The organism is Streptomyces sp. NPDC002088, from assembly GCF_040296605.1.
In the GTDB taxonomy this organism is placed as follows: Bacteria; Actinomycetota; Actinomycetes; order Streptomycetales; family Streptomycetaceae; genus Streptomyces.
Map to the genome: position 1 here is coordinate 158,793 of NZ_JBEOXO010000011.1, position 22,673 is coordinate 181,465.

General features: G+C 69.9%; 22 protein-coding genes. 9 read left to right on the top strand and 13 right to left on the bottom strand.

All coding sequences use genetic code 11. The annotated features are described in order from the left end of the window. Positions 1–42: 42 nt before the first annotated feature. The 7 genes from ABT114_RS24275 to ABT114_RS24305 all read left to right on the top strand — a co-directional run bounded on the left by ABT114_RS24275 (position 43) and on the right by ABT114_RS24305 (position 6,893). On the top strand, positions 43–561 hold the full coding sequence (locus ABT114_RS24275; RefSeq protein ID WP_351144947.1) for an Lrp/AsnC family transcriptional regulator: 519 nt from the start codon (positions 43–45) through the stop codon (positions 559–561). Beyond that, a complete protein-coding gene (locus ABT114_RS24280; RefSeq protein ID WP_351144948.1) occupies positions 546–1,928 on the top strand; it encodes an aspartate aminotransferase family protein in 1,383 nt (460 codons plus the stop codon). Before ABT114_RS24275 ends, ABT114_RS24280 begins: the two co-directional genes overlap by 16 nt. A gap of 237 nt (positions 1,929–2,165) precedes the next feature. Further along, complete coding sequence (locus tag ABT114_RS24285) at positions 2,166–2,906, top strand: ABC transporter ATP-binding protein (RefSeq protein ID WP_351144949.1); 741 nt, start codon at positions 2,166–2,168, stop codon at positions 2,904–2,906. Then, positions 2,888–4,390, top strand: coding sequence for a hypothetical protein (locus tag ABT114_RS24290; protein WP_351144950.1), 1,503 nt, complete (start codon positions 2,888–2,890; stop codon positions 4,388–4,390). Before ABT114_RS24285 ends, ABT114_RS24290 begins: the two co-directional genes overlap by 19 nt. 77 nt (positions 4,391–4,467) lie before the next feature. Next, positions 4,468–4,875 carry a VOC family protein gene (locus tag ABT114_RS24295; protein ID WP_351144951.1) on the top strand — a complete coding sequence of 136 codons (408 nt, stop codon included), beginning with the start codon at positions 4,468–4,470 and terminating at the stop codon, positions 4,873–4,875. 46 nt (positions 4,876–4,921) lie between these two features. Further along, positions 4,922–6,049 (top strand): LOG family protein, encoded by a 1,128-nt coding sequence (locus ABT114_RS24300; protein ID WP_351144952.1) that lies wholly within the window; start codon positions 4,922–4,924, stop codon positions 6,047–6,049. Positions 6,050–6,209: 160 nt separating this feature from the next. Further along, complete coding sequence (locus ABT114_RS24305; protein WP_351144953.1) at positions 6,210–6,893, top strand: LAETG motif-containing sortase-dependent surface protein; 684 nt, start codon at positions 6,210–6,212, stop codon at positions 6,891–6,893. 62 nt (positions 6,894–6,955) lie between these two features. On the opposite strand, the gene ABT114_RS24310 is transcribed toward ABT114_RS24305, so the two are convergent. The 5 genes from ABT114_RS24310 to rlmN form a co-directional block, all read right to left on the bottom strand. Then, complete coding sequence (locus ABT114_RS24310) at positions 6,956–7,756, bottom strand: maleylpyruvate isomerase family mycothiol-dependent enzyme (RefSeq protein WP_351144954.1); 801 nt, start codon at positions 7,754–7,756, stop codon at positions 6,956–6,958. 25 nt (positions 7,757–7,781) lie between these two features. After that, positions 7,782–8,801: an ABC transporter ATP-binding protein gene (locus tag ABT114_RS24315; RefSeq protein WP_351144955.1), complete on the bottom strand. Its 1,020-nt coding sequence runs from the start codon at positions 8,799–8,801 to the stop codon at positions 7,782–7,784. After that, entirely contained in the window at positions 8,801–10,474 is a 1,674-nt protein-coding gene (locus tag ABT114_RS24320; RefSeq protein WP_351144956.1) for an ABC transporter permease, read from the bottom strand. Before ABT114_RS24320 ends, ABT114_RS24315 begins: the two co-directional genes overlap by 1 nt. After that, on the bottom strand, positions 10,450–11,535 hold the full coding sequence (locus ABT114_RS24325; RefSeq protein ID WP_351144957.1) for a thiamine ABC transporter substrate-binding protein: 1,086 nt from the start codon (positions 11,533–11,535) through the stop codon (positions 10,450–10,452). The genes ABT114_RS24320 and ABT114_RS24325 overlap by 25 nt, the downstream gene beginning before the upstream one ends. Positions 11,536–11,756: 221 nt before the next feature. After that, complete coding sequence (gene rlmN / locus ABT114_RS24330; protein ID WP_351144958.1) at positions 11,757–12,863, bottom strand: dual-specificity RNA methyltransferase RlmN; 1,107 nt, start codon at positions 12,861–12,863, stop codon at positions 11,757–11,759. A 240-nt stretch (positions 12,864–13,103) separates the two neighbouring features. Between rlmN and ABT114_RS24335 the strand changes: the two genes are divergently transcribed. Next, entirely contained in the window at positions 13,104–13,862 is a 759-nt protein-coding gene (locus tag ABT114_RS24335; protein WP_351144959.1) for a DUF6928 family protein, read from the top strand. Between the two features lie 1,502 nt (positions 13,863–15,364). On the opposite strand, the gene ABT114_RS24340 is transcribed toward ABT114_RS24335, so the two are convergent. The 7 genes from ABT114_RS24340 to rpsB all read right to left on the bottom strand — a co-directional run bounded on the left by ABT114_RS24340 (position 15,365) and on the right by rpsB (position 21,111). After that, positions 15,365–15,544 (bottom strand): hypothetical protein, encoded by a 180-nt coding sequence (locus tag ABT114_RS24340; RefSeq protein ID WP_351144960.1) that lies wholly within the window; start codon positions 15,542–15,544, stop codon positions 15,365–15,367. 61 nt (positions 15,545–15,605) lie between these two features. Further along, on the bottom strand, positions 15,606–16,289 hold the full coding sequence (locus tag ABT114_RS24345) for a hypothetical protein (RefSeq protein WP_351144961.1): 684 nt from the start codon (positions 16,287–16,289) through the stop codon (positions 15,606–15,608). A gap of 108 nt (positions 16,290–16,397) precedes the next feature. Continuing rightward, positions 16,398–17,567, bottom strand: a complete 1,170-nt coding sequence (locus ABT114_RS24350; protein ID WP_351144962.1) for a phosphatidate cytidylyltransferase — start codon at positions 17,565–17,567, stop codon at positions 16,398–16,400. Continuing rightward, positions 17,567–18,124, bottom strand: a complete 558-nt coding sequence (gene frr / locus ABT114_RS24355) for a ribosome recycling factor (protein ID WP_351144963.1) — start codon at positions 18,122–18,124, stop codon at positions 17,567–17,569. The genes ABT114_RS24350 and frr overlap by 1 nt, the downstream gene beginning before the upstream one ends. Before the next feature lie 184 nt (positions 18,125–18,308). Then, the gene (pyrH, locus tag ABT114_RS24360; protein ID WP_351144964.1) at positions 18,309–19,067 is read right to left on the bottom strand and encodes a UMP kinase; all 759 of its coding nucleotides are present in this window, start codon (positions 19,065–19,067) and stop codon (positions 18,309–18,311) included. 204 nt (positions 19,068–19,271) lie between these two features. Next, entirely contained in the window at positions 19,272–20,108 is an 837-nt protein-coding gene (gene tsf, locus ABT114_RS24365) for a translation elongation factor Ts (protein WP_351144965.1), read from the bottom strand. Between the two features lie 97 nt (positions 20,109–20,205). Next, positions 20,206–21,111 carry a 30S ribosomal protein S2 gene (rpsB, locus tag ABT114_RS24370; RefSeq protein WP_351144966.1) on the bottom strand — a complete coding sequence of 302 codons (906 nt, stop codon included), beginning with the start codon at positions 21,109–21,111 and terminating at the stop codon, positions 20,206–20,208. A gap of 290 nt (positions 21,112–21,401) precedes the next feature. On the opposite strand from rpsB, the gene ABT114_RS24375 reads away from it, so the two are divergent. Continuing rightward, a complete protein-coding gene (locus tag ABT114_RS24375; protein WP_351144967.1) occupies positions 21,402–21,959 on the top strand; it encodes a M23 family metallopeptidase in 558 nt (185 codons plus the stop codon). A 129-nt stretch (positions 21,960–22,088) separates the two neighbouring features. On the opposite strand, the gene ABT114_RS24380 is transcribed toward ABT114_RS24375, so the two are convergent. After that, positions 22,089–22,646 (bottom strand): TetR/AcrR family transcriptional regulator, encoded by a 558-nt coding sequence (locus ABT114_RS24380; protein WP_351145037.1) that lies wholly within the window; start codon positions 22,644–22,646, stop codon positions 22,089–22,091. Positions 22,647–22,673 lie beyond the last annotated feature (27 nt).

Here is a 22,673-nt window from a genome sequence, read left to right on the forward strand (position 1 = left end):
ACGAATTTCATCGCTCCAGCCTTGCGGAACTGTCGAGACGTCGTGCACAGTGAGGTCGTGGCCAGTCGAAGCGCAGACCAGAGGGACTCGCCCCGCGAGCCCAGGAACGGCACCCCGCACCTGGATGCCGTCTCCCTCGCGATCATCCAGCAGCTCCAGGAGGACGGCCGTCGGCCGTACGCCGCGATCGGCAAGGCCGTCGGCCTCTCCGAAGCGGCCGTGCGCCAGCGCGTCCAGAAGCTGCTCGACCAGGGCGTGATGCAGATCGTCGCCGTCACGGACCCGCTCACCGTGGGCTTCCGCCGACAGGCGATGGTGGGTGTCAACGTCGAGGGCGACCTCGACCCCGTGGCCGACGCGCTGACCGGCATGTCGGAAGTCGAGTACGTGGTGATGACCGCGGGCTCGTTCGACATCCTCGCCGAGATCGTCTGCGAGGACGACGACCACCTGCTGGACGTCATCAACAAACGCATCCGGGCCCTGCCCGGCGTGCGCTCCACCGAGAGTTTCGTTTACCTGAAACTCAAGAAGCAGACCTACATGTGGGGAACCCGATAACCGTGAGTACCAAGGACCTCAGCCGAACCGCGTACGACCACCTGTGGATGCACTTCACCCGCATGTCCTCGTACGAGAACGCACCCGTCCCCACCATCGTCCGGGGCGAGGGCACCTACATCTACGACGACAAGGGCAGGCGCTACCTCGACGGTCTCGCGGGTCTGTTCGTGGTCCAGGCCGGTCACGGCCGCACGGAACTGGCCGAGACCGCCTTCAAGCAGGCGCAGGAGCTGGCGTTCTTCCCGGTGTGGTCCTACGCCCACCCGAAGGCCGTGGAGCTGGCGGAGCGTCTCGCCGACTACGCGCCGGGCGACCTGAACAAGGTCTTCTTCACCACGGGTGGCGGTGAGGCGGTCGAGACCGCCTGGAAGCTCGCCAAGCAGTACTTCAAGCTCAAGGGCAAGCCGACCAAGTACAAGGTCATCTCCCGCGCGGTCGCCTACCACGGCACCCCGCAGGGCGCCCTGTCCATCACCGGCCTGCCCGCGCTGAAGGCCCCCTTCGAGCCGCTGGTGCCCGGCGCACACAAGGTCCCGAACACCAACATCTACCGCGCGCCGCTCTTCGGCGACGACCCGGAGGCCTTCGGCCGCTGGGCCGCCGACCAGATCGAGCAGCAGATCCTCTTCGAGGGCCCGGACACGGTCGCCGCGGTCTTCCTGGAGCCGGTCCAGAACGCCGGCGGCTGCTTCCCGCCCCCGCCCGGCTACTTCCAGCGCGTGCGCGAGATCTGCGACCAGTACGACGTGCTGCTCGTGTCGGACGAGGTCATCTGCGCCTTCGGCCGCCTGGGCACGATGTTCGCCTGCGACAAGTTCGGCTACGTCCCGGACATGATCACCTGCGCCAAGGGCATGACCTCGGGCTACTCCCCGATCGGCGCCTGCATCATCAGCGACAAGCTGGCCGAGCCGTTCTACAAGGGCGACAACACCTTCCTGCACGGCTACACCTTCGGCGGCCACCCGGTGTCGGCGGCCGTGGGCCTGGCCAACCTCGACCTGTTCGAGCGCGAGGACCTCAACCAGCACGTGCTCGACAACGAGGGCGCGTTCCTCTCCACCCTCCAGAAGCTGCACGACCTGCCGATCGTCGGCGACGTCCGCGGCAACGGCTTCTTCTACGGCATCGAGCTGGTGAAGGACAAGGCGACAAAGGAATCGTTCAACGAGGAGGAGACCGAGCGCGTCCTGTACGGCTTCCTGTCGAAGGCACTGTTCGAAAACGGCCTGTACTGCCGTGCCGACGACCGCGGCGACCCGGTCATCCAGCTCGCCCCGCCGCTGATCTCCAACCAGGAGACGTTCGACGAGATCGAGCAGATCCTGCGCGCGACGCTGACGGAGGCGTGGACGAAGCTGTGACCCTGCTTGTGGAGCTTCCCCGTTGCTTGCGGATCTCCCCTGTTGATCTTCCTTTGGGATGATCAACACCGGCCCCGGTGTCGACCGTTCGAGTGAGAAACGGCGGCCCGGGGCCGCGTGCTGTCCGGCCTCCCGCCGTCGCCTGCCTAGCGTGCCAGTGACCGATCGGCCCTGCCTTCGTTCCCCCGGACGGGGGAACGGCAAGGGAATTACGGATCTGAACCGAGGTGTACGCCCATGGAGGCCCAGCCGGACGACGACGTGCTCTGGGCACGCTCCCTGCACTTCACGCACGACGACGGCTCGCCCGCGCTCAGCGGCGTCTCGCTCGGCGTCCGGGAGGGCGAGATCCTCGCCGTCAACGGCCCGCGCGGCAGCGGCAAAACGACGCTGCTGCGCTGTCTGTCCGGCCTGGTGCAGGCCCGGCACGGCGAGGTGTGGTTCAACAGCGTCCCCGTGCACACCATGGGCCCCGTCACCCGGGAACGGCTGCGCCGCGACCGCTTCGGCTGGATCGACCCGGCACCGGTGCTCGTCCCGGAGCTGAACGCCTGGGAGAACGCCGCGCTCCCCCTGATGCTGCGCGGCACCAGCCGCCGCCGGGCCAAGGTGGCCGCCCTGGAGTGGCTGGAGCGCCTCGACATCGGCGACAAGTCCCGCAAACGCCCGCACGAACTGCGCCAGGCCGAACGCCAGCGAGTCTCGATCGCCCGCGCCCTCGCCCCCGCCCCGACGGTCCTGTTCGCGGACGAGCCGACGGCCCCTCTGCATCGCGCGGACCGCGGCCACGTCCTGCGCACCCTCACCACGGCGGCCCGCTCGCACGGCATTACCGTCGTCCTGGCCACGCACGACGCGGAGACCGCTGCTCTCGCCGACCGCACGGTGTCGCTGCTCGACGGGCGGTGCGTGAACACCGTGCACCTGCCTCCGGTCGCCGAGACGGAAGGCCGGGCCGCGTGCTCGCTCTCCGCCTGACCCTCGTCGCCCACGCGGCCGTCCAGCTGCGCCGCCTCCTGGTGGCGGCGGCGTCGGCGGGCACGGGCTTCCTGCTCCTGTGCACCCTCGGCTACGCGATGAGCCACCCGGGCACCCCCGCCACCTCGCTCCTGCTGCGGCTGGCCTGGTGCGCGGTGCCGCTGGCCGCCACGGTCTACCTCGCGGTGGCCGTCGCCCGCACCGACCCGGCCACCAAACCCCGCCCCGGCCTCTCGGCGATCGGGCTCGGCCCGGCCCGGCTGATGGCGATCTCGGCGACGACGACGGCCCTGTCCTGCACGCTCGGCTCGATGCTGGCGCTCCTCGTCTTCCTCCACCTGCGCGGCGATCTCAGGGGCATGCCCTTCGACGGCGCGGCCGTGGAGTTCCTGGCCGCGGACGCCCCCCTCCCCCTCCCGGCCGCCCTCACCCTGCTGGCCCTCCTCCCGACCATCGCCTCGACGGCAACGGCGCTCGCCCTGCGCCCGAAGGGCCACCGGCCCCTCCCGACCCGGACATCGCCCAGGGGGTACGGCCGCTTCGGCGCGTACGGCTACGCGAGCGCACGGGAGACGTTCGGCGCGTACGGCAGATTCGGGGCACGCCTGCGGGCTTCCGCCGCCGGCGCGGGGGCGGGTCCGGACACGGGCGTCCCACGGAAGAACGGCACCCCGTCAGCGCCGGGCCGCGCGACCGCCCCCTCAGCCGCAGCGGACGGCGCCCCGCAGACCCCGGACCACGCACTCGTCCGCGACCTCGACCCGCACCGCACCACGGACCACGCACTCGCCCCCGACGCCGACCCCGACCCGCACCGCACCACGGACCACGCATCCGACCCCGACTCCGACCCGCACCGCCCCCCGGCCCCCCGCCCAGCCCCCTCCGCACTCCCGTGGGGCGTCGCCGTCCTCGCCGCCGGACTCGCCGTGGAGGCATACGCAAGCCGATCCACCGCCGCCACCGGCCCAGAACTCCCCACCGACCTGGCCACCGGCCCCGCAGGCATCCTGGTCGGCTGGCTCCTGACCGCCCTCGGTCTCGCCCTGGCCGGCCCGGGCCTCACCCACTTCTGCGGACTCCTCCTGCAAGCGGCCCGCCCCGGCGCCCTCCGCCTGCTGGCCGGCCGCGTCCTCATGGACGAGGCCTCCCGCATCGGCCGCCCCCTCGGCGTGGTCTGCGCCGTACTGTCGGCCATGTACGCCACCACACCGCTGTACGACCCGAACGGCCCGTCCTTCGCCCCCCTCACCACCCTGGGCGCACTGCTCGTGGTGGGCTGCACGGTGGCGACGCTCCTCACCGCGGCCGTCGAGGCCAGGCAGGCCCGCTCCGACACCACCGCCGCGCTGGTGCGCCTCGGCGCCCCGGCCACGATGCTGCGCGGTGCAGCCGCCGTCCGCGCCGGCGCGCTCCTGGCCCTGTTCGCCCCGCTCACCCTGATCGTGGCGGAGCTGGCGGCGCTGCCGCTCTCGCACCGATGAGTTTCGCGGCGCCTCCCGGTCTACCCACCGAACATCAGGAACCGATGTCCGACCCGATGACTCAGGGGAGACCCCGCATGTACCAGCAGATGATCTTCGTGAACCTGCCCGTGAACGACCTCGACGCCTCGAAGAAGTTCTTCACGGAACTCGGCTACACGATCAACCCGCAGTTCAGCGACGACAACGCGGCCTCTGTGGTGATCAGCGACACCATCGTCGCGATGCTGCTGACCAAGCCGTTCTACGCGACCTTCACCCAGAAGGAGATCGCTGACGCCACGAAGACCAGCGAGGTCCTGGTCGCCCTGAGCGCTCCGAGCCGCGAGAAGGTCGACGAACTGGTCGACCGGGCGCTCGCTTTGGGCGGCACGACCAGTGGTCGGACACAGGACCACGGCTTCATGTACGGCCGCGCCTTCGACGACCTCGACGGCCACACCTGGGAAATCGTCTGGATGGACCCGTCGGCGATCGAGGGCTGACCCGCCCGCCGGACGGACGTGCTCAGGGCCGCCCTAGCATGGGCGGGTGCATCCGACGACACCCGCCCAGCCGTTCGACGGCTCCCACGACCTCGAGATCGAGTCCCTCGCCGAGTTCGACGAGGTGGTCTCCGCGCAGGGCACCCTGTCCCACTACCGCGTCCAGGCAGTCGACCTGACGGACCGTACGGACACCCTGCTGACCCTGGACACCGCCGGCGCCGTCTTCCTCGGCTGCCCGATGGCCCCGGAAGCGGCCGCCCAGGTGCGTGCCGCCGGCGCGCTCGTCTTCCCACCCGTCCCGGGCCTTCCCTTCGACCCGTACCGCGGCTTCGTCTACACCCCCGACGAGCTCTTCGACTCCCTCGACGAGGGCTACGAGGCGACACCGGACGCGCTGGCGTACACCTGGTTCCAGCGGACGAAGGCGGACGGCGACATCTTCGCCTCCATGCTGCGCTCGATCCACGACGACGCCGTCTCCGACGCCCTCGACGAACTCCTCGTCGACGCACGGGTGGTGGGGGTCATGGGCGGACACGCGATGGCGCGTGGCACGGCGGAGTACGCCGGTGCCGCCCGGCTCGGCCGGGAGCTGGCGCGAGCCGGCTTCACGGTGGCCACGGGCGGCGGACCCGGCGCGATGGAGGCCGCCAACCTCGGTGCGTACGCGGCACCGTTCGACGACGGGATGCTCACCGAGGCACTCCGGATCCTCGCCAAGGCACCCTCGTTCAGGCCCTCCGTCACCGACTGGGCGCACGCCGCCTTCGAGGTGCGCGACCGCTGGCCGGGCGGCGGCTCCTCGGTCGGCATCCCGACCTGGTTCTACGGTCACGAGCCGCCCAACGCCTTCGCCGCGCACATCGCCAAGTACTTCGCCAACGCCACCCGCGAGGACGGGCTGCTGGCCCGCTCGACCGCGGGCGTGGTGTTCCTGCCGGGCGCCGCCGGGACCGTACAGGAGATATTCGACAACGCGACGCCGAACTACTACGAGTCACGCGGCGAGCCCACTCCGATGGTGCTCGTGGACCGGGGGCACTGGACGGAGAAGCTGCCCACGTGGCCCCTCCTCCAGGCACTCGCGCGGGAGCGGTCGATGGAGTCCCGAATCGCCCTGGTTGACCGGATCGAGCAGGCTCCGGAGGCGTTGAAACACCTCGGCGGGTAATGGGCAGGCAAAGCAAGTGCCCTTGACGCGCATATGCATTGACACTACTTACAGACCGCTTATAAACCTGTGAGTCTCCTGGGGGTGGTGAGACTCGCCTCGGGGTTGCCTCATCTCCCCCTTCAACCCCCCGCAGTTGTGCATCCCGTGAAGGGCAAACGTGTCCATAACTCGCCGCACCGCACGTCGTTCCGTGCGCATCCTCGGTGTTGCCTCCGCCTCGGCCGCGCTCGCGCTCGGCGTCGCGGGCACCGCGCTCGCCTGCAACATCAGTGAGTTCTCCGCCGAAGCCAAGTGCGACGGCACCAAGGGCGTCATCACCGTCACCGACAAGGACGCCTCCCGCACCTCGGCCGTCGTCTCCGTGTTCCTCGAGAGCAACGGCGCCGACGAGAAGAAGATCGGCCAGCAGGAGGTCAAGGGGTCGGCCGCAGGGGTCACCATCACCTTTGACGAGGACTGGGCGCCGAACGCCGTCTACCGCATCCACGTCAAGGCCGGCAACCAGGTCGACGAGGACATCAAGCAGAACCTGACCACACCGTCCACGGCCTGCAAGACCGAGGACACCTCGACACCGCCGGTCACCCCGCCCGCTTCGGAGACCCCCTCCGCGCCGGCCGAGACCAAGACTCCGACCCCGTCGGCGTCGGAGTCCACCACCGCGCCCGCCGAGGCCGCGAGCAACGCGCCGTCCCCCGCGGCCGGTGACTCCAACCTCGCCGAGACCGGTGCGAACTCCAACACCGGTCTGATCGCCGGCGTCGCGGCGGCCCTGGTCGTCGTCGGTGGCGGTGCCGTGTTCTTCGGCATGCGCCGTCGCGGGGCGAACAGCGACCGCTGATCCCGCCTCCCACCGCGTACGCGCCCGTGGCCCGCCCCGCACCGGGGCGGGCCACTCGCATGTCAGCCGAACGACGACCGCTCCAGCCAGAACTCCAGCAGCTCCCGCTCGCCGAGCACTTCCAGCCCCGGGCTGTCCAGCGGCAGCCGACGGTAGAAGGCGAGCAGCACCTCGGTGAGCGGACCGCGCAGAGCGACCGTCGCCTTCTCGTGGCCGCGGCGCCAGGCCACCCCTTCCTCGGTGAGCTCTACGAGCCACTCGGCGTTCAGCTCGGGCGCGGTGTCCGTCGCGTGCAGATGGATACTCCGGCCGCCGGGTCCGCGCAGATCGTCCGCCACCCGTTCCGGCACCGTGCGCTGCACGAACTCGATGATCCCCAGCCACTCGTCGATCGCGTCGGCGGCCACGTCGGCCGCGACCTCGTAGGGCAGTCCGGCGGCGAGCGTCGCATCCGCTCGGTGGACGGTGATCTCATGGGCCATCCGGCGGGCCCAGAAGCCGGCGTTGAGGACTCCGGCCCACGCCCAGACCGCCGCGTCCGGGCCGGCCTCCCGGAGCGTGCCGCCGATCATGTCGCCGGTCTCCGCGAGCCAGGCGTCCAGGGAGGCGGGGTCGCCCTCGGCGTCCGGTCCGTCGTGGCCCGGCACCTTCTCCTCCGGGATCTCCTCCTGCGCGCGCGTGCGCACCGTCAGCTCCACCCAGCGCAGGGCGCCACCCACATGCCGTACGAGCTGCTCCAGCGTCCAGTCCGGGCAGGTCGGCACGGTGGCGGACAGATCCGCGCCGGAGGTCACCACCGCTCTCAACTGACCTACCTGGTGGGCGATTTCGTCACAGTACCGGTCATGTGCGAGCAGCGTCATACGTCACACCGTAGCGGTGCTCCGGTCAGTCGAGCACGACGATTTCCGCCGCGTCGAACTCCACTCCGACCGCGTCCCCGACCTCCGGCGCCTCCCGCAGCGCGCACGCCGCCTCCAGCCGCGGCGCGCCCTCCGGCTGGAGGTGCACGGCGACATGAGTGCCCTTGAAGGTGCGCGCGGTCACCGTGCAGCGCAGGCCCTCGTCCGCCGACACCAGCCGTACGCCGCCCGGGCGGACGAGCACCGTGCGCGTCCCCTGCGGTGCGCCCTCGTCCACCGGGATCTTGCCCCAGGGCGTGTCCGCGGCCGCCCCGGAGACCGTCGCCTCCACCACGTTGTCGAAACCGAGGAACCGTGCCACGAACGCGTCCGCCGGCCGCTGCCACACGTCAAGAGGCGTGCCGGACTGGGCGATCCGCCCGTCCCGCATCACCACGACCCGGTCGGCGAGCGCGAAGGCCTCGCCCTGATCATGGGTGACCGCCAGCACGGTGGTACCCAACCGGCCGAACAGCTCCCGCAGTTCGACCACCAGCCGCTCCCGCAGCGACCGGTCGAGCTGGCCCAGCGGCTCGTCCAGCATCAGCAGCCGCGGCCGGGGCGCCAGCGCCCGGGCGAGCGCCACCCGCTGCTGCTCACCGCCGGACAGGGCGGCGACGGCCCGGCGCGCGGCCCCCGGCAGCCCGACCAGGTCGAGCAACTCCCCCACTCGGGCGTCCTGTTCACCGCGCGACGCACCGTGCATGCGCAGCCCGAACGCCACATTGCCGCCCACGTCCCGCTGCGGGAACAGCTGATGGTCCTGGAACATCAGCCCGACGCCCCGCTTGTGCGCGGGCACCCCCACCTGGTCGCGTCCGGCCAGCGACACCCGCCCGCCGTGCAGAGGCTGAAGTCCGGCCACCGCCCGCAGCAGCGTCGACTTGCCGCTCCCGCTGGGCCCGAGCACACACACCACCTCGTGCTCGGCGACGTCCAGATCGACGGCGTCGAGCACGGCCCGCCCGCCGAACCGCACGGTCGCGCTCGCGAGACTCAGCAACATCAGAACTCCCCCGTCCGATCCGTGCCCCGAAGCCCCTCCAGTACCAACAGGGCCGCGGCGCACACCACCATCAGAATCGTCGAAAGGGCCATCGCCTGGCCGTAGTTGAGTTCACCGGCCCGCCCCAGCAGCTTCGCCACGGCGACCGGCAGCGTCGGGTTGTCGGGCCGTGCGATGAACACGGTCGCCCCGAACTCCCCCAGCGACACCGCGAAGGCGAACCCGGCCGCGATCAGCAGCGCCCGCCGCACCAGCGGCAGATCGACCTCGCGCCACGCCCGCCATGGCGACGCCCCGAGCACGGCCGCCGCCTCCCGCAGCCGCTCGTCCACGGCCCGCAGCACGGGCAGCATGGTCCGTACGACGAAGGGAACGCCCACCAGCGCCTGCGCCAGCGGTACGAGGATCCAGGAGCTGCGCAGATCGAGCGGCGGCTCGTCGAGCGCGATCAGGAACCCGAAGCCGACCGTCACCGCGGATACCCCGAGCGGCAGCATCAGCAGCGCGTCGAAGCCGCGCACGAGCCGCCCGGCGTCGCGCCGGGTGAGGGCCGCGGCGGCGAGACCTCCGATCACCACGGCGATGGCGGTGGCGGCGACGGCGTACGTCAGTGAGTTGCCGACGGCCTCGATCGGCGGCACCAGGAAGGCGCCCCCGTCGGACGACGTCAGCGCCCGGTAGTAGCCGAAGCCGGGCGCGTCCAGCGACCGTTGCACCAGCACGGCGAGCGGCAGCAGGATCAGGACGACGACGGTGCCGAGGACCCCGGCCAGCAGCGCCCGCTGCCCGGTCCCGCGCGGCCGCCGCGCCGTCCCGGACGCGTCCACCAGCCGCAGGGCGGTCTCCCGTCGCCGTACGGTCCAGGCGTGCACGGCGAGGATCGCGCCCACCGCCACGAACTGGACGATCGTCAGCACGGCGGCCGTGGCCAGGTCGAAGATCTCGGAGGTCTGCCGGTAGATCTCCACTTCGAGGGTGGAGAAGGTCGGTCCGCCCAGGATCTGCACCACACCGAACGAGGTGAAGGTGAAGAGGAAGACCATGAGCGCGGCGGCCGCCACGGCGGGCCCGAGCGCCGGCAGGGTGACCGTGCGCCAGGCCGTGAACCGGGAGGCGCCGAGCATCCGCGCCGCCTCCTCCTGCCGGGGGTCCAGCTGCGCCCAGAGGCCGCCGACCGTCCGTACGACGACCGCGTAGTTGAAGAAGACGTGCGCGAGCAGGATCGCCCACACGGTCGTGTCCAGCCGTACGCCCCACAGCTCGTCGAGCAGCCCGCCGCGCCCGACCAGCGCCAGGAACGCCGTACCGACGACGACCGTCGGCAGCACGAACGGGACGGTCACCACCGCCCGCAGGATCTGCTTGCCCGGGAAGTCGAAGCGGGCGAAGACGTACGCGCCCGGGAGCGCGACGAGCAGGGTGAGCGCGGTGGAGGCGAGCGCCTGCCAGCTGGTGAACCACAGGACGTGCCGGATGTCGGACTGCGCGAGCACTTCCCCGATCCGCCCGAACTGCCAGGCCCCGTCGACCTTCAGACCGCGGGCGACGATCGCGGCGACGGGGTAGGCGAAGAAGACGCCGAAGAACGCGACGGGCAGGGCCATGAGCCCGAGCCGCGCCGCGTTCCCCTTCCGGCCCTTGCGGGGGGCTACTTCAGTACGAGCGAGGTCCACGACTTGACCCACTGGTCACGGTTGGCGGCGATCCTGTCGGGGGCCATGGTCTCGGGATCCTTGGCCGCGGGCCCGTACGCGGTGAACTCGGCGGGCACCTTCGCGCCCTCGACCACGGGGTAGACGAACATGTTCAGCGGCATGTCCTCCTGGAACTCCTTGGAGACCAGGAAGTCGATGAGCGCCTTGCCGCCCTCGGTGTTCTTGGCGTTGCTCAGCAGCCCCGCGAACTCGATCTGCCGGAAGCAGGTGCCGTCCGCGACACCGGTGGGCGCGGTCGTGGGCTTCGGGTCGGCGTAGATCACCTCGGCGGGCGGCGAGGAGGCGTACGACACGACGAGCGGCCGGTCGCCCTTGGCCTTCTTGCCACCGGCGGAACCGGAGAACTCCTCGTTGTAGGCCTGCTCCCAGCCGTCGACCACCTTCACGCCGTTGGCCTTGAGCTTCTTCCAGTAGCCCGTCCAGCCGTCATCGCCGTACTTCGCGGCCGTGCCGAGCAGGAAGCCGAGGCCGGGCGAAGAGGTGGAGGCGTTCTCGGTGACGAGGAGGTTCTTGTACGCGGGCTTCGTCAGGTCGTCCAGGGAGGTAGGCGGGGTCAGCTTGTGCTTGCTGAACCAGGCCTTGTCGTAGTTGACGCAGATGTCGCCGTAGTCGATCGGCGTGACCCGGTGCTTGCCCTGGTCGAGCTGGTACTCGGTCCCGACCTGGTCCAGGCCCTTGGCCTCGTACGACTGGAACAGCCCGTTGTCCAGGGCCCGGGACAGCAACGTGTTGTCGACGCCGAAGAAGACGTCGCCCTGCGGGTTGTCCTTGGTGAGGATGGCCTTGTTGACGGCCTGCCCCGCGTCCCCGTCCTCGAGGACCTTCACCTTGTACCCGGACTGCTTCTCGAAGTCCGCGAGCACGCTCTTGGAGACGGCCCACGAGTCGTGGCTGACGAGGGTGACGGTCTTGGAGTTCCCCGACCCGTTCCCCGAGCCCGCGTCGGCGGACGACCCGCAGGCGGACAGCGTGACCAGGCCGAGCCCGATCGCCACGGCCACGTACGTCTTTTTGTGCACTGAATTCCTCCTGGAGGTGACCAGGAAGAGACGCGGCCCTGCCCGGGGGCCTCGGACGGATCCGTCGGCTCCCGGGCAGGGCGCAACAGCTTGAGTGATGACCGAACTTCCTACCCAGAATGACCTGGGCGAGGTTCAGAGGGTCTGCGGCCCGGTTGCCGCACTCTCAGCGCTGTGGCGCTCCCCTGTCGGAATATGAAGATGTACCTACGCGGGCCAGACTACCGTTCGGTGGCGGCCAGCTGACCGCACGCCCCGTCGATCTCCTGCCCACGGGTGTCCCGGATGGTGACGGGCACCCCGTGTGCCGCGATGGCCTCGACGAACGCCTTCTCGTCCTCGGGCCGGGAAGCGGTCCACTTCGAGCCCGGCGTCGGGTTCAGCGGGATGAGGTTGACGTGCACCGGCTTGCCCCGGAGCAGCCGTCCGAGCCGGTCGCCGCGCCAGGCCTGGTCGTTGATGTCCCGGATCAGCGCGTACTCGATGGACAGCCGGCGGCCGGACTTCTCGACGTACTCGAACCCGGCGTCGAGGACCTCGCGCACCTTCCACCGCGTGTTCACGGGGACGAGGGTGTCGCGCAACTCGTCGTCGGGCGCGTGCAGCGAGATCGCCAGGCGGCACTTGAAGCCCTCGTCGGCGAACCGGTGGATGGCGGGCACGAGTCCGACCGTCGACACGGTGATGCCGCGCTGCGACAGGCCGAGCCCGTCCGGCGCGGGGTCGGTGAGCGCCCGGACGGCCCCCACGACCCGCTTGTAGTTGGCGAGGGGCTCACCCATGCCCATGAAGACGATGTTGGACAGCCGCGCCGGACCGCCGGGCACCTCACCGTCCCTGAGGGCCCGCATCCCGTCCACGATCTGGTGCACGATCTCCGCGGTGGACAGGTTCCGGTCCAGTCCGGCCTGCCCGGTGGCGCAGAACGGGCAGTTCATACCGCAGCCGGCCTGCGAGCTGATGCACATGGTGACCCGGTCCGGGTACCGCATGAGCACCGACTCGACGAGCGTCCCGTCGAACAGCCGCCACAGCGTCTTGCGCGTGGTGCCCTCGTCGGTCGACAGATGCCGTACGACCGTCATCAGCTCGGGAAGCAGCGCCTCCTGCAGCCTGCCGCGCGAGCCGGCGGGGATGTCGGTCCACTCCTCCGGGTCGTGCGCGTACCGCGCGAAGTAGTGCTGCGAGAGCTGCTTGGCACGAAACGGCTTCTCACCGATCTCGGCCACGGCGTCCTTGCGCTCCGCGGGCGTTAGGTCGGCAAGGTGCCGCGGCGGCTTCTTGGCTCCGCGCGGGGCGACGAAAGTGAGTTCTCCGGGTGCAGGCATAACACGTCCAGTGTCGCAGATCGACTCGGGTGGCCCAGGCCAGAGCGGGGTGGGGGTGGTCACCCGTGGGCGCCGACTGTCACCGTCGGTCGACCTCGTACAGCCCAGGGACGGCCCGGGGCGGCACTCGGTCGGACCCCCCCTGGCGATGTCAGGGGCGATGTCAGTGCGTCAGGGGCGATGTCAGTGCCGGTGGCTATGGTGCGACGGCCATCGAGCGCGACACATCGGGGAGGGGCTGTGGGAGCCAAGACGGGACTGCTCATCTATGCCGACGGCGAGGTGCCGGGTCTGCTGAGACAGGTGAAGGCGGCGGACCTGCCGCGGACGTCCGAGATGATGCGGCGCCTTTACCCAGGCTGGGAGATCGAGCAGCTCGCGGGCTCGGCACTGGGCAGCGGCTTGTACCCCCCGAAAGACAGGGCGTACGCCGCAAGCTGGCCGGGTCTGGAGATCGTCTGCGACCAACGGGTGATGATCGACTTCCCGTCCCAGCTTCCCGAGCACCTCGTCGCGGCAAGCGCCGGCCGACGGCTCGTCCTGCACGCCATGCACAGTGTCGTCGACTGGCTCGCGTTCGCTGTGTGGGAGGACGGGCGCCTGGTCCGCTCGCTGAGTCTGTCGCCGGACAGCGGCATCATCGAGAACATCGGCGAACCGCTCCCCTTCGAGCTGCCCTACTGGGCCGGGGACCGTCCTGCGGACATCATCCCCTGGCCCGATCAGGAAGAAGAGCCGTACCCCCTGCCCTTTCACCCGCTGGACCTGGGCGAAGACGCCCTGCGTGCGCTCTGCGGCTTCGTCCAGGAGGGCCGCCCCGAACCTGACGACATCGACGCATACGCCATCGACCTCCACGGATTCCACGTGCGGGACCCCCACGGGCCTGACCCTGCGGAGGAAGAAGCGAAGTTGCGGAGGATCATGGAAACCATGGGACCGCCGCGCTTCTACACGCTGGGCCCCGATGGCTCGCTGATCGAGCGCGACGGCCTGTAGCCCACGACCTCTTCGTCCCGAAGCAACTTGGGTGGGGGCGCTGCCTTGGGCTGGAGCGCCTCTCACCTGTGTTGATGGTCTGCAGGCATCCGTGCTTGTTCGCCGGGGTTCGTCGGCGTTGTCACGCAGTTGGACACTCATGGCTGCTGTGTCCTGCCAGCGCTTGTGGCATGGGAGTGCCTTATCCGTAGCTTTAGCTCGTTCGGTCAGTAACGGCCATTCCGGTCGCTTCGGGACGGCGGACGGGGGCGGTCGCTGGGGGTGCGGTACCGCGCTGCTGTGCAGCTCGCTTCGCTGCCGTGTTCCGGGCGTGAGCTTCGCGTCGTAGCCGGCGTTCGTAGTCGGCGATTTGACGGGCCACGGGGACGCTGGTGGCAGTTCGGATCAACCGCTCGTTTTCACGATCCACCAGGAAAGGACCGTTGCCTCCCAACCGAGGGTGCTGTCCGCTCTGACCGTCCCAGACTGCCCCCGAGTAGAAGATCCACCCGAACGGCAAGGTCTCTACGCGCAGGATCTGAAGGCTGTACTCGACGTGGCCCCGTACGTCGTCGATCTCGGCAAGCACCAGTTGGCGCGCATCCTCCTCAGTCAGCATCGCCCGATGACGACATGGCGCCTCCACATGCCGGGACGTCTTACACGCTCGCGTGCACCCGCTTTAGGAGCGAGGTTGGGCGATCACATGTCTGACCTGCAGATTCCCTACCTTGGGCAGAGTCCGGCGGAACTCACCCCTGCGTACCCCGGTTCCCCGTGAGTCCCCGTCCGTTCTGGCACGAGAGTGGCACGACCCGGGACCGTGCCCCGGCCTCCTCGATGCGAACTACAGGCGGGAAGGCCGCTGAGGGCATCCGCCCTGGTCACGTGGATGCTGGCGGTTGGAGTCGGTCGCCTGCGGTTGACACGGTTGCTGTACTTCTCTGCTGTACCACACCGCTTCGCCCCTCCTCCTCCCCTTCCAACGCAACAACTCAACACGTAGAACGTCGTATTGCTGTACCGCGCCGCTCAATGTCAACGTGCCTCCATGCGTAGCCCGCGCACCCGCGTACGCGGGTACCAATGGCGTTCTTCCTGGATCGTCAGCACAGGACTCGTCCTCAGTCTGGCTGGCGTAGTCCTGTTAGTCATCAACAACGGCTGGTACCCCGGCGGCCGCTCTTACGTGTATGTCGCGCCCTCCAATAACCCCTGCCCAAACCCGGGATGTCTCCACGGCCGATTCCTGGCCAATGAGCCGTCAGATCTCCTGAACGCTTTGGGAGCGATGGCGAGCGGCGCCGGCACCCTCCTTACCGGAGCAGCCGCCTTCACGCTGGCCAGGCGCCCCCGGGGCTCTGATGGCGGATCGCCCGACACGACTGACAATCAGAGGGCTGAGGACTGACGACGACGTGAGGTCGTCTCCAGGACTTTGGCCGGGCTTAGGCATGGCTGTACCAGCGTCGCAGATCCAATCGAGTGACCTGGTCCGCGCGATCCGGGGCCCGGGTGCGGGATCAGTCCAGGATCGCGCCGATCACCGTGACGACCCGGGTGCCGTAGGTCTTCCAGCGGTGGGACAGCCGGCAGTAGAGGCGCGGCCTGCGCCGTCCGGCCTGGTCGATCAATGTGTCGCACCACCGGCACGGCAGGTCGCCGTGGTACCTGCCGTCCTCCCCCACACGTGCTCTCCCCATGGCGGGGGCCTATCTGCCGCCACCGCACCCCAGCCAGGCCCCCGCCAGCACCGCACCTCGGTCAAGCCCCCGCCGCCATCGCGTCGCGCAGTACCGCGAGCTCCCGCTCCAGCTCCCGGTAGTGATCGCTCACCTTGCGCTCGGGCGTAGGGGTGACGCGGCCCTCGTCGAGTGCGGTCAGGTGGTCGCCGAGGGCAGCGAGGTTCGCCTGCCAGCCGAACCAGCCGGGGGCACCCTGGGCCGCGGTCAGCTCGTCGTGTGCGGAGCGGAGGGCGGCGTGGATCCGCTCGCGGAGCGGGACCAGGTCGTCGCGCAGCCGCTCGGTCGTCCGGCGCAGTTCCAGCACGGACTCGATGGCGCCGACGAACGGCTCCCCGGCCTCCGCCATCTCCTGGGCCTGCTCGACGAGCTCCTCGAGCGCCGGCATCACCTCGTCGAGGTCGGTGGCGTCCTTGCCGACGAGCAGCGCGCGTGTCTCGGCGTACCGCTGCGACATCCCGTCCACGTCCGCGAGGACGCGTGCCGCCGCGTCCGTCTGCTCCCGGATCGCGTCGACCGGCAGCCCGTCCCGGTGGCCGAGCAGTACGGCGATCTCCGCCAGCTCCCGCGCCAGCGCCTCCCGCAGTTCCAGGAGCGCCTGGTGGGCCTGGTCGGCCTGCTCCAGGGTCGACCGGAAACTCTCCGCGAGTGCTTCGACCGCCTCCTGCGCCTCCTGCTCGCGCCTGGCCCGCTTACGCCCCCACATAACGCTCCACCCCTCCCGCAACACAGATCACGGCGTGGCGATCATATGTACGGAAGGGGTGGTTTCCGAAGATGCGCGGAAAGAGCGGGGAAGCAGTGGGGGCAGCCGTCAGCCGGTCCCCACGAAGATCACGAGAAGCAGCCACACCACGGGAGCCGTCGGCAGCAGCGAGTCCAGCCGGTCCATGATGCCGCCGTGCCCGGGAAGCAGCGTGCCCATGTCCTTGATGCCCAGGTCCCGCTTGATCATGGACTCGCCGAGGTCGCCGAGCGTCGCGCTGGCGGCCACCGCGAGGCCCAGGAGCAGCCCCTGCCACCACTCGCCGTCGTCGATCAGGAACTGCATGCACAGCGCGCCCGCGACCATGGCGAACGACACCGCTCCGAGCAGCCCCTCACGCGTCTTGCCAGGACTGATGCGCGGCGCGAGCTTGTGCTTGCCGAAGCGCCAGCCGACGGCGTACGCGCCCGTGTCACTGACCACCGTCAGCAGCAGGAACGTCAGGACGCGCCACGCACCGTCCTGCGCCGTCAGCATCATCGCCACGAACGTGGCCAGGAACGGCACGTAGAAGGCGGCGAAGACACCCGCCGTGACGTCCTTGAGGTAGCCCTCCGGCGGCTCCGTCATCCGCCACACGAGCACGGCCAACGCGGTGAGCGCCATGGCGACCCACGCGCCGTCCGCTCCGCCGACGTAGCCGGCGACGACCATCGCCGCACCGCCGAGCGCCAGCGGAACGAGGGGCGCCTTGATGCCCTTGCGCTCCTCGAGCCGACTGGTCAGCTCCCACAGGCCGACGACGACGGCGACCGCTACCACGCCCACGAACACGGCCTTGACGACGAACAGGGACGCGATGATCACTGCGCCGAGCCCGACACCGACCCCTATGGCCGCGCTCAGGTCACGGCCCGCGCTCTTCTTCTGCGGTGCGGGTGCCGGCTGAGGGGCGTCGGGCATGGGATCCGGATTCTGCGGCACCGCCGCATAGGGCTGCGCCGACGGGGTCTCGTCTCGGAACGTCTCGTCTCGGAACGTCTCGTCTCGGAACGTCTCGTCTCGGAACGGGGGGGCGCTCAGCCGAGCGGCCCCCCGGTCGTCATCCTGGTCTCCGCCATACGCGGGTACGCCGGGCACGATGGGCATGGGGCGGGTGTGCTGCGCCTCAGGCGCATCGTACGCGGGACCCGCCGGGGCAGCCCCCTGGACAGGCCCCTGATCGGACGGCCCCCAGTACCCGGCTTGTGGCGGCGCTCCCCAGGAAGAGTCGTTCATCAGACCTCGAGCAGCTCCGCTTCCTTGTGCTTCAGGAGTTCGTCCACCTGGGCGACGTACTTCGCGGTGGTGTCGTCGAGCTCCTTCTCCGCACGGCGGCCCTCGTCCTCGCCGATGTCGCCGTCCTTGATCGCCTTGTCGATGGCCTCCTTGGCCTTGCGGCGGACGGAGCGGATCGAGATCTTGGCGTCCTCGCCCTTGGTCTTGGCGACCTTGATGAACTCCTTGCGGCGCTCCTGGGTCAGCTCGGGGAACACCACCCGGATGATGTTGCCGTCGTTGCTCGGGTTGACACCCAGGTCGGAGTCGCGGATCGCCTGCTCGATGTTGCGCAGCGCGCTCTTGTCGAACGGGGTCACGACGGCCATGCGCGGTTCCGGCACGGAGAACGAGGCCAACTGGTTGATCGGCGTCAGTGCGCCGTAGTAGTCGGCCACGATCTTGTTGAACATCGCCGGGTGCGCACGGCCGGTGCGGATCGCGGCGAAGTCCTCCTTGGCGACCACGACGGCCTTCTCCATCTTCTCCTCGGCCTCGAGGAGGGTCTCTTCGATCACCACTTGCTCCTGCGTGTCTTGAGTAGGCCCGGCTGCGGTTCCCTGTCGGGGCCGACCACCGGCTGCGTCGCGTCTTCTTCCTGCACGGTTCCCGACCGGCAGGACATTGTCCATCCCCCGGCCAGGGTCTGTCCCGTCCGTCCCCCGGACAGGTGCCGTCCCCGTGGACAGGGTGGTGCTCCGGTCAGGCCCGGCTGCCCTGGTCACCCACGAGCGTGCCGATCTTCTCACCCTTGACGGCGCGCGCGATATTGCCCTCCGCCAGAAGCTCGAAGACCAGGATCGGGAGCTTGTTGTCGCGGCACAGCGTGACGGCGGTGGCGTCGGCGACCTTCAGCTCGCGGGTGATGACCTCGCCGTAGCCGAGGGCGTCGAACTTGACCGCGTCCGGGTTGGTCTTCGGGTCGGAGTCGTAGACCCCGTCCACGCCGTTCTTGCCCATCAGCAGGGCCTCGGCGTCGATCTCCAGGGCGCGCTGCGCGGCGGTGGTGTCGGTGGAGAAGTACGGCATGCCCATACCGGCGCCGAAGATGACCACACGGCCCTTCTCCAGGTGCCGCACGGCGCGCAGCGGGATGTACGGCTCGGCGACCTGGCCCATGGTGATGGCGGTCTGGACCCGGCTGTCGATGCCCTCCTTCTCCAGGAAGTCCTGGAGGGCGAGGCAGTTCATCACCGTGCCGAGCATGCCCATGTAGTCCGAGCGGGCGCGGTCCATGCCGCGCAGCTGCAGTTCGGCGCCGCGGAAGAAGTTGCCGCCGCCGATGACGACCGCGATCTGCGCCCCGTCGCGGACGACGGCCGCGATCTCACGGGCGATCTTGTGCACCACGTCGGGGTCCACACCCAGGCCCCCGCCACCGGCGAAAGCCTCTCCGGACAGCTTCAGCAGAAACCGGCCGCCTACTTTGCCGTCGTCGCTCGTCTGGGCCTTGGTGGTCATGGAGATCCCGCCTCTTTCACGTGGTGCACATACGAAGAAGGCCATTGCCGGTGGGGTGTCGTTCGCAACCCGTGCGCGGCAATGGCCTCCTCGTCAGATCTGCTGTCGTGCGTCACGCGCGTGCGTGACGACGCCGTACGCGGACGACTGCTGTCGACCCTAGCGAAATTACGCCAGGAATCGCGCGCCGATCGCTGTACGGACTCAGATGCCGACCTTGATGCGCGTGAAGCGCTTCAGGGCGACACCCGCCTCGTCCAGAACCTTCTGGACCGACTTCTTGTTGTCGAGCGCGTACGGCTGGCCGAGCAGCGTGGCGTCCTTGAAGAAGCCGTTGAGGCGACCCTCGACGATCTTGGCGATCGCGGCCTCGGGCTTGCCCTCGGCGCGGGTGGTCTCCTCGGCGATGCGGCGCTCGGACTCGACGACCTCGGCCGGGACGTCCTCCTGGGCGAGGTACTTCGGCGCGAAGGCGGCGATGTGCTGGGCGACACCGCGGGCGATCTCGGCGTTCGGCTTGTCCAGCTCGACGAGGACACCGATCTGCGGGGGCAGGTCGGGCATCGTGCGGTGCATGTACGCCGCCACGTAGCCGTCGGCGAACTGCGCGAAGCGGTCCAGGACGATCTTCTCGCCCAGGTTCGCGTTGGCCTCGTCCACGAACGCCTGGACGGTCTTGCCGGGCTCGATCTCGGAGGCGAGCAGCGCCTCGATGTCGGCCGGGGAGGTCTTGGCGACGTGCTCGGCGATGGCGGCGGCCACGGCCTGGAACTTTTCACCCTTGGCGACGAAGTCCGTCTCGCACTTCAGCTCGACGAGGACGCCGGAGGAGTTGTCGTCGGCGATGATCGAGACCACGGCGCCGTTCTCGGCGGAGCGGCCCTCGCGCTTGGCGACGCCCTTCTGGCCCTTGATGCGGAGCGCCTCGACGGCCTTGTCGACGTTGCCCTCGGCCTCGTCCAGCGCCTTCTTGCAGTCCATCATGCCGGCGCCGGTGAGCTCACGGAGCTTCTTGACGTCGGCGGCGGTGTAGTTCGCCATGATTCCTGGAATCTCTCTCGAAGTCTGAAGATCTACGGGCCGAACGGCGGGGGCTTTGTGGGCCCCCGCCGTCCATGACCCGAAGGGGTGTGAGGGGTCAGGCCTGCTCGGCGTCCGCGGCCGGGGCCTCGGCGGGGGTCTCGACCGGAGCCTCGGCGGCCGGCGCCTCGGCGGCGGGGGCCTCAGCAGCAGGGGCCTCAGCAGCAGGGGCCTCGGCCTCGTCGGCCTTCTTCTCGCCCTCGAGCAGGTCGCGCTCCCACGCGGCGAGCGGCTCGCCCGCGCCCTTCTCGCCCTTGCCCTCCGTGGCCACGCCGGAACGGGCGATGAGGCCCTCGGCGACGGCGTCGGCGATCACACGGGTGAGCAGGGTGACGGAGCGGATCGCGTCGTCGTTGCCCGGGATCTTGTAGTCGACCTCGTCGGGGTCACAGTTGGTGTCGAGGATGGCGACGACCGGGATGTTGAGCTTCCGGGCCTCGCCGACCGCGATGTGCTCCTTCTTGGTGTCCACGATCCAGACGGCGCTGGGCACCTTCTGCATCTCGCGGATACCACCGAGGGTCTTCTCCAGCTTGGCCTTCTCGCGCGAGAGCACGAGAAGCTCCTTCTTGGTCAGACCGGAAGCGGCGACGTCCTCGAAGTCGATCTGCTCGAGCTCCTTGAGGCGCTGCAGACGCTTGTAGACGGTCGAGAAGTTGGTGAGCATGCCGCCCAGCCAGCGCTGGTTGACGAAGGGCATGCCGACGCGGGTGGCCTGCTCGGCGATGGCCTCCTGCGCCTGCTTCTTCGTGCCGACGAACATGACCGTGCCGCCGTGGGCGACGGTCTCCTTGACGAACTCGTAGGCGCGGTCGATGTACGACAGCGACTGGAGCAGGTCGATGATGTAGATGCCGTTGCGCTCGGTGAAGATGAAGCGCTTCATCTTCGGGTTCCAGCGACGGGTCTGGTGACCGAAGTGGACGCCGCTTTCCAGCAGCTCCCGCATCGTGACGACGGCCATGGCCGTTCTCCTTGAGTTTCTCGGTTGTGCCGTGGATACCGGACGGCATCCACGCCTGACGCCCGCACCGCGCCGTGCCACAAAGGACCGAGGGGCGCTGACAGGGACCGTTGCCGGCCGCCATATCGGGGCGTGCGAAGTCGACCCGGTGACCCGGATCGCCAGAAGAAGTGTACGGGACCGGCGAGGCAGCGGCTGACCCCGCTGTCCACAACCGGCGAGTAGTCCACAGGTCCGGCCCCTGACCGGCCGGTCTGCGGGACGGTTCTCGCATGTCTCGGATGTCTCGGATGCGAACGAAGCGATGGGCGTTTCTGCCGGCCCTGACCCTTGCCGTCCTGCCCCCGCCGGCCCGCGCGGACGCCCCGCCCCCACCGTCGGACCCCGTGCCCGCCATCGCCCACGCCTGGCCGGTGGGCTCGCACCCCATGGTCCTACGAGGCTGGGAGCCACCGGCGACGCTCTACGGCCCCGGCCACCGCGGCGTCGACCTGGCGGCCCCAGCAGGAACACCCGTACGGGCGGTGGCGGCCGGCCGGGTGACCTTCTCCGGCCGGGTCGCCGGACAGGGTGTCGTCTCGGTGGAACTGGCAGGAACGGGCGATCCACCCCTACGGACGACCTACGAGCCGGTACGGCCGTCCGTGGAGAAGGGCGACGAGTTGGAGCCGGGAGACGTGGTCGGCACGGTGGAGGCAACGGGCGGGCACTGCACGGTCACGTGCCTGCACTGGGGCCTGCTGAGAAAGGAGACCTATCTGAATCCCCTGTCCCTGCTACCCCCGTGGCTGTTGCACAGGGGCCCGTCGAGGCTGCTGCCGGTGCTGGGCGTGCCGCTGCCCCGTTGACCTGCGGGCATGCGTGCCGGTGCGGCAGGGGGGGCGATGGGAGACCCTCGCTCGTGCGGAGCCGGGAGCGGGGGAGGCACCCCGCAAGCACCGGGCTGCGCGCCCCACCCCTCAGCAGACCGACCGGCCTCAGCCGCGAACCCCCCGCAGCACCATCCCCACTGCCGCATCAGTAATCGCGGACGGATCTTCCGCCGCTCCCAACTCGATCCGCCGCACGGCCGCGTCGACAACCCCCTGAAGCAGCATCGCCGCCAACCGCGGCTCCGCATGCCCCATCTCCCCCAACGCCTCGACGATCATCGCCACGAGTCCACCGTGCGCGGCCCGGATCTTCTCCCGGGCCCCGGCATCGAGCTCACTCGCGGAAATCGCCACCACGGCCCGGTGCCGCCGGTCCCCGACCAGCGCGAGCTGCTGCCGCACATACGCCTCGACCTTGGCCTCGGGCCCGTCGGCCGCGGCCATCGCCGCCGACACCTCCGCCGCCCAGACCGGGAAGTCGACCTCGCACAGCTCCTCGACCACGGCCGCCCGCGACCGGAAGTACTCGTAGACGGACGAGCGCGCGAGCCCTGTCCGCTCGGCGAGGGCGGGAAAGGTCAGCGCCTCCGTCCCGCCCTCGGACAGCAGGGATCGCGCCGCGTCCAGCAGGGCGGCTCGCTGCATCGACCGGTGCTCGGCCACGGAGGCCGCTCGAATCCTTGGCACGTC

What these genes read in the sequence shown, in the direction of transcription:
- ABT114_RS24285 (WP_351144949.1), top strand. Translation starts at nt 2,166, where the DNA reads ATGGAGGCCCAGCCGGACGACGACGTGCTCTGGGCACGCTCCCTGCAC.
- rpsB (WP_351144966.1), bottom strand. Translation starts at nt 21,111, where the DNA reads ATGGCCGTCGTCACGATGCGGGAGCTGCTGGAAAGCGGCGTCCACTTC.
- rlmN (WP_351144958.1), bottom strand. Translation starts at nt 12,863, where the DNA reads ATGCCTGCACCCGGAGAACTCACTTTCGTCGCCCCGCGCGGAGCCAAG.
- ABT114_RS24340 (WP_351144960.1), bottom strand. Translation starts at nt 15,544, where the DNA reads ATGGGGAGAGCACGTGTGGGGGAGGACGGCAGGTACCACGGCGACCTG.
- ABT114_RS24375 (WP_351144967.1), top strand. Translation starts at nt 21,402, where the DNA reads ATGCGAACGAAGCGATGGGCGTTTCTGCCGGCCCTGACCCTTGCCGTC.
- ABT114_RS24310 (WP_351144954.1), bottom strand. Translation starts at nt 7,756, where the DNA reads ATGACGCTGCTCGCACATGACCGGTACTGTGACGAAATCGCCCACCAG.
- tsf (WP_351144965.1), bottom strand. Translation starts at nt 20,108, where the DNA reads ATGGCGAACTACACCGCCGCCGACGTCAAGAAGCTCCGTGAGCTCACC.
- pyrH (WP_351144964.1), bottom strand. Translation starts at nt 19,067, where the DNA reads ATGACCACCAAGGCCCAGACGAGCGACGACGGCAAAGTAGGCGGCCGG.
- ABT114_RS24350 (WP_351144962.1), bottom strand. Translation starts at nt 17,567, where the DNA reads ATGAACGACTCTTCCTGGGGAGCGCCGCCACAAGCCGGGTACTGGGGG.
- ABT114_RS24315 (WP_351144955.1), bottom strand. Translation starts at nt 8,801, where the DNA reads ATGTTGCTGAGTCTCGCGAGCGCGACCGTGCGGTTCGGCGGGCGGGCC.
- ABT114_RS24345 (WP_351144961.1), bottom strand. Translation starts at nt 16,289, where the DNA reads ATGTGGGGGCGTAAGCGGGCCAGGCGCGAGCAGGAGGCGCAGGAGGCG.
- ABT114_RS24295 (WP_351144951.1), top strand. Translation starts at nt 4,468, where the DNA reads ATGTACCAGCAGATGATCTTCGTGAACCTGCCCGTGAACGACCTCGAC.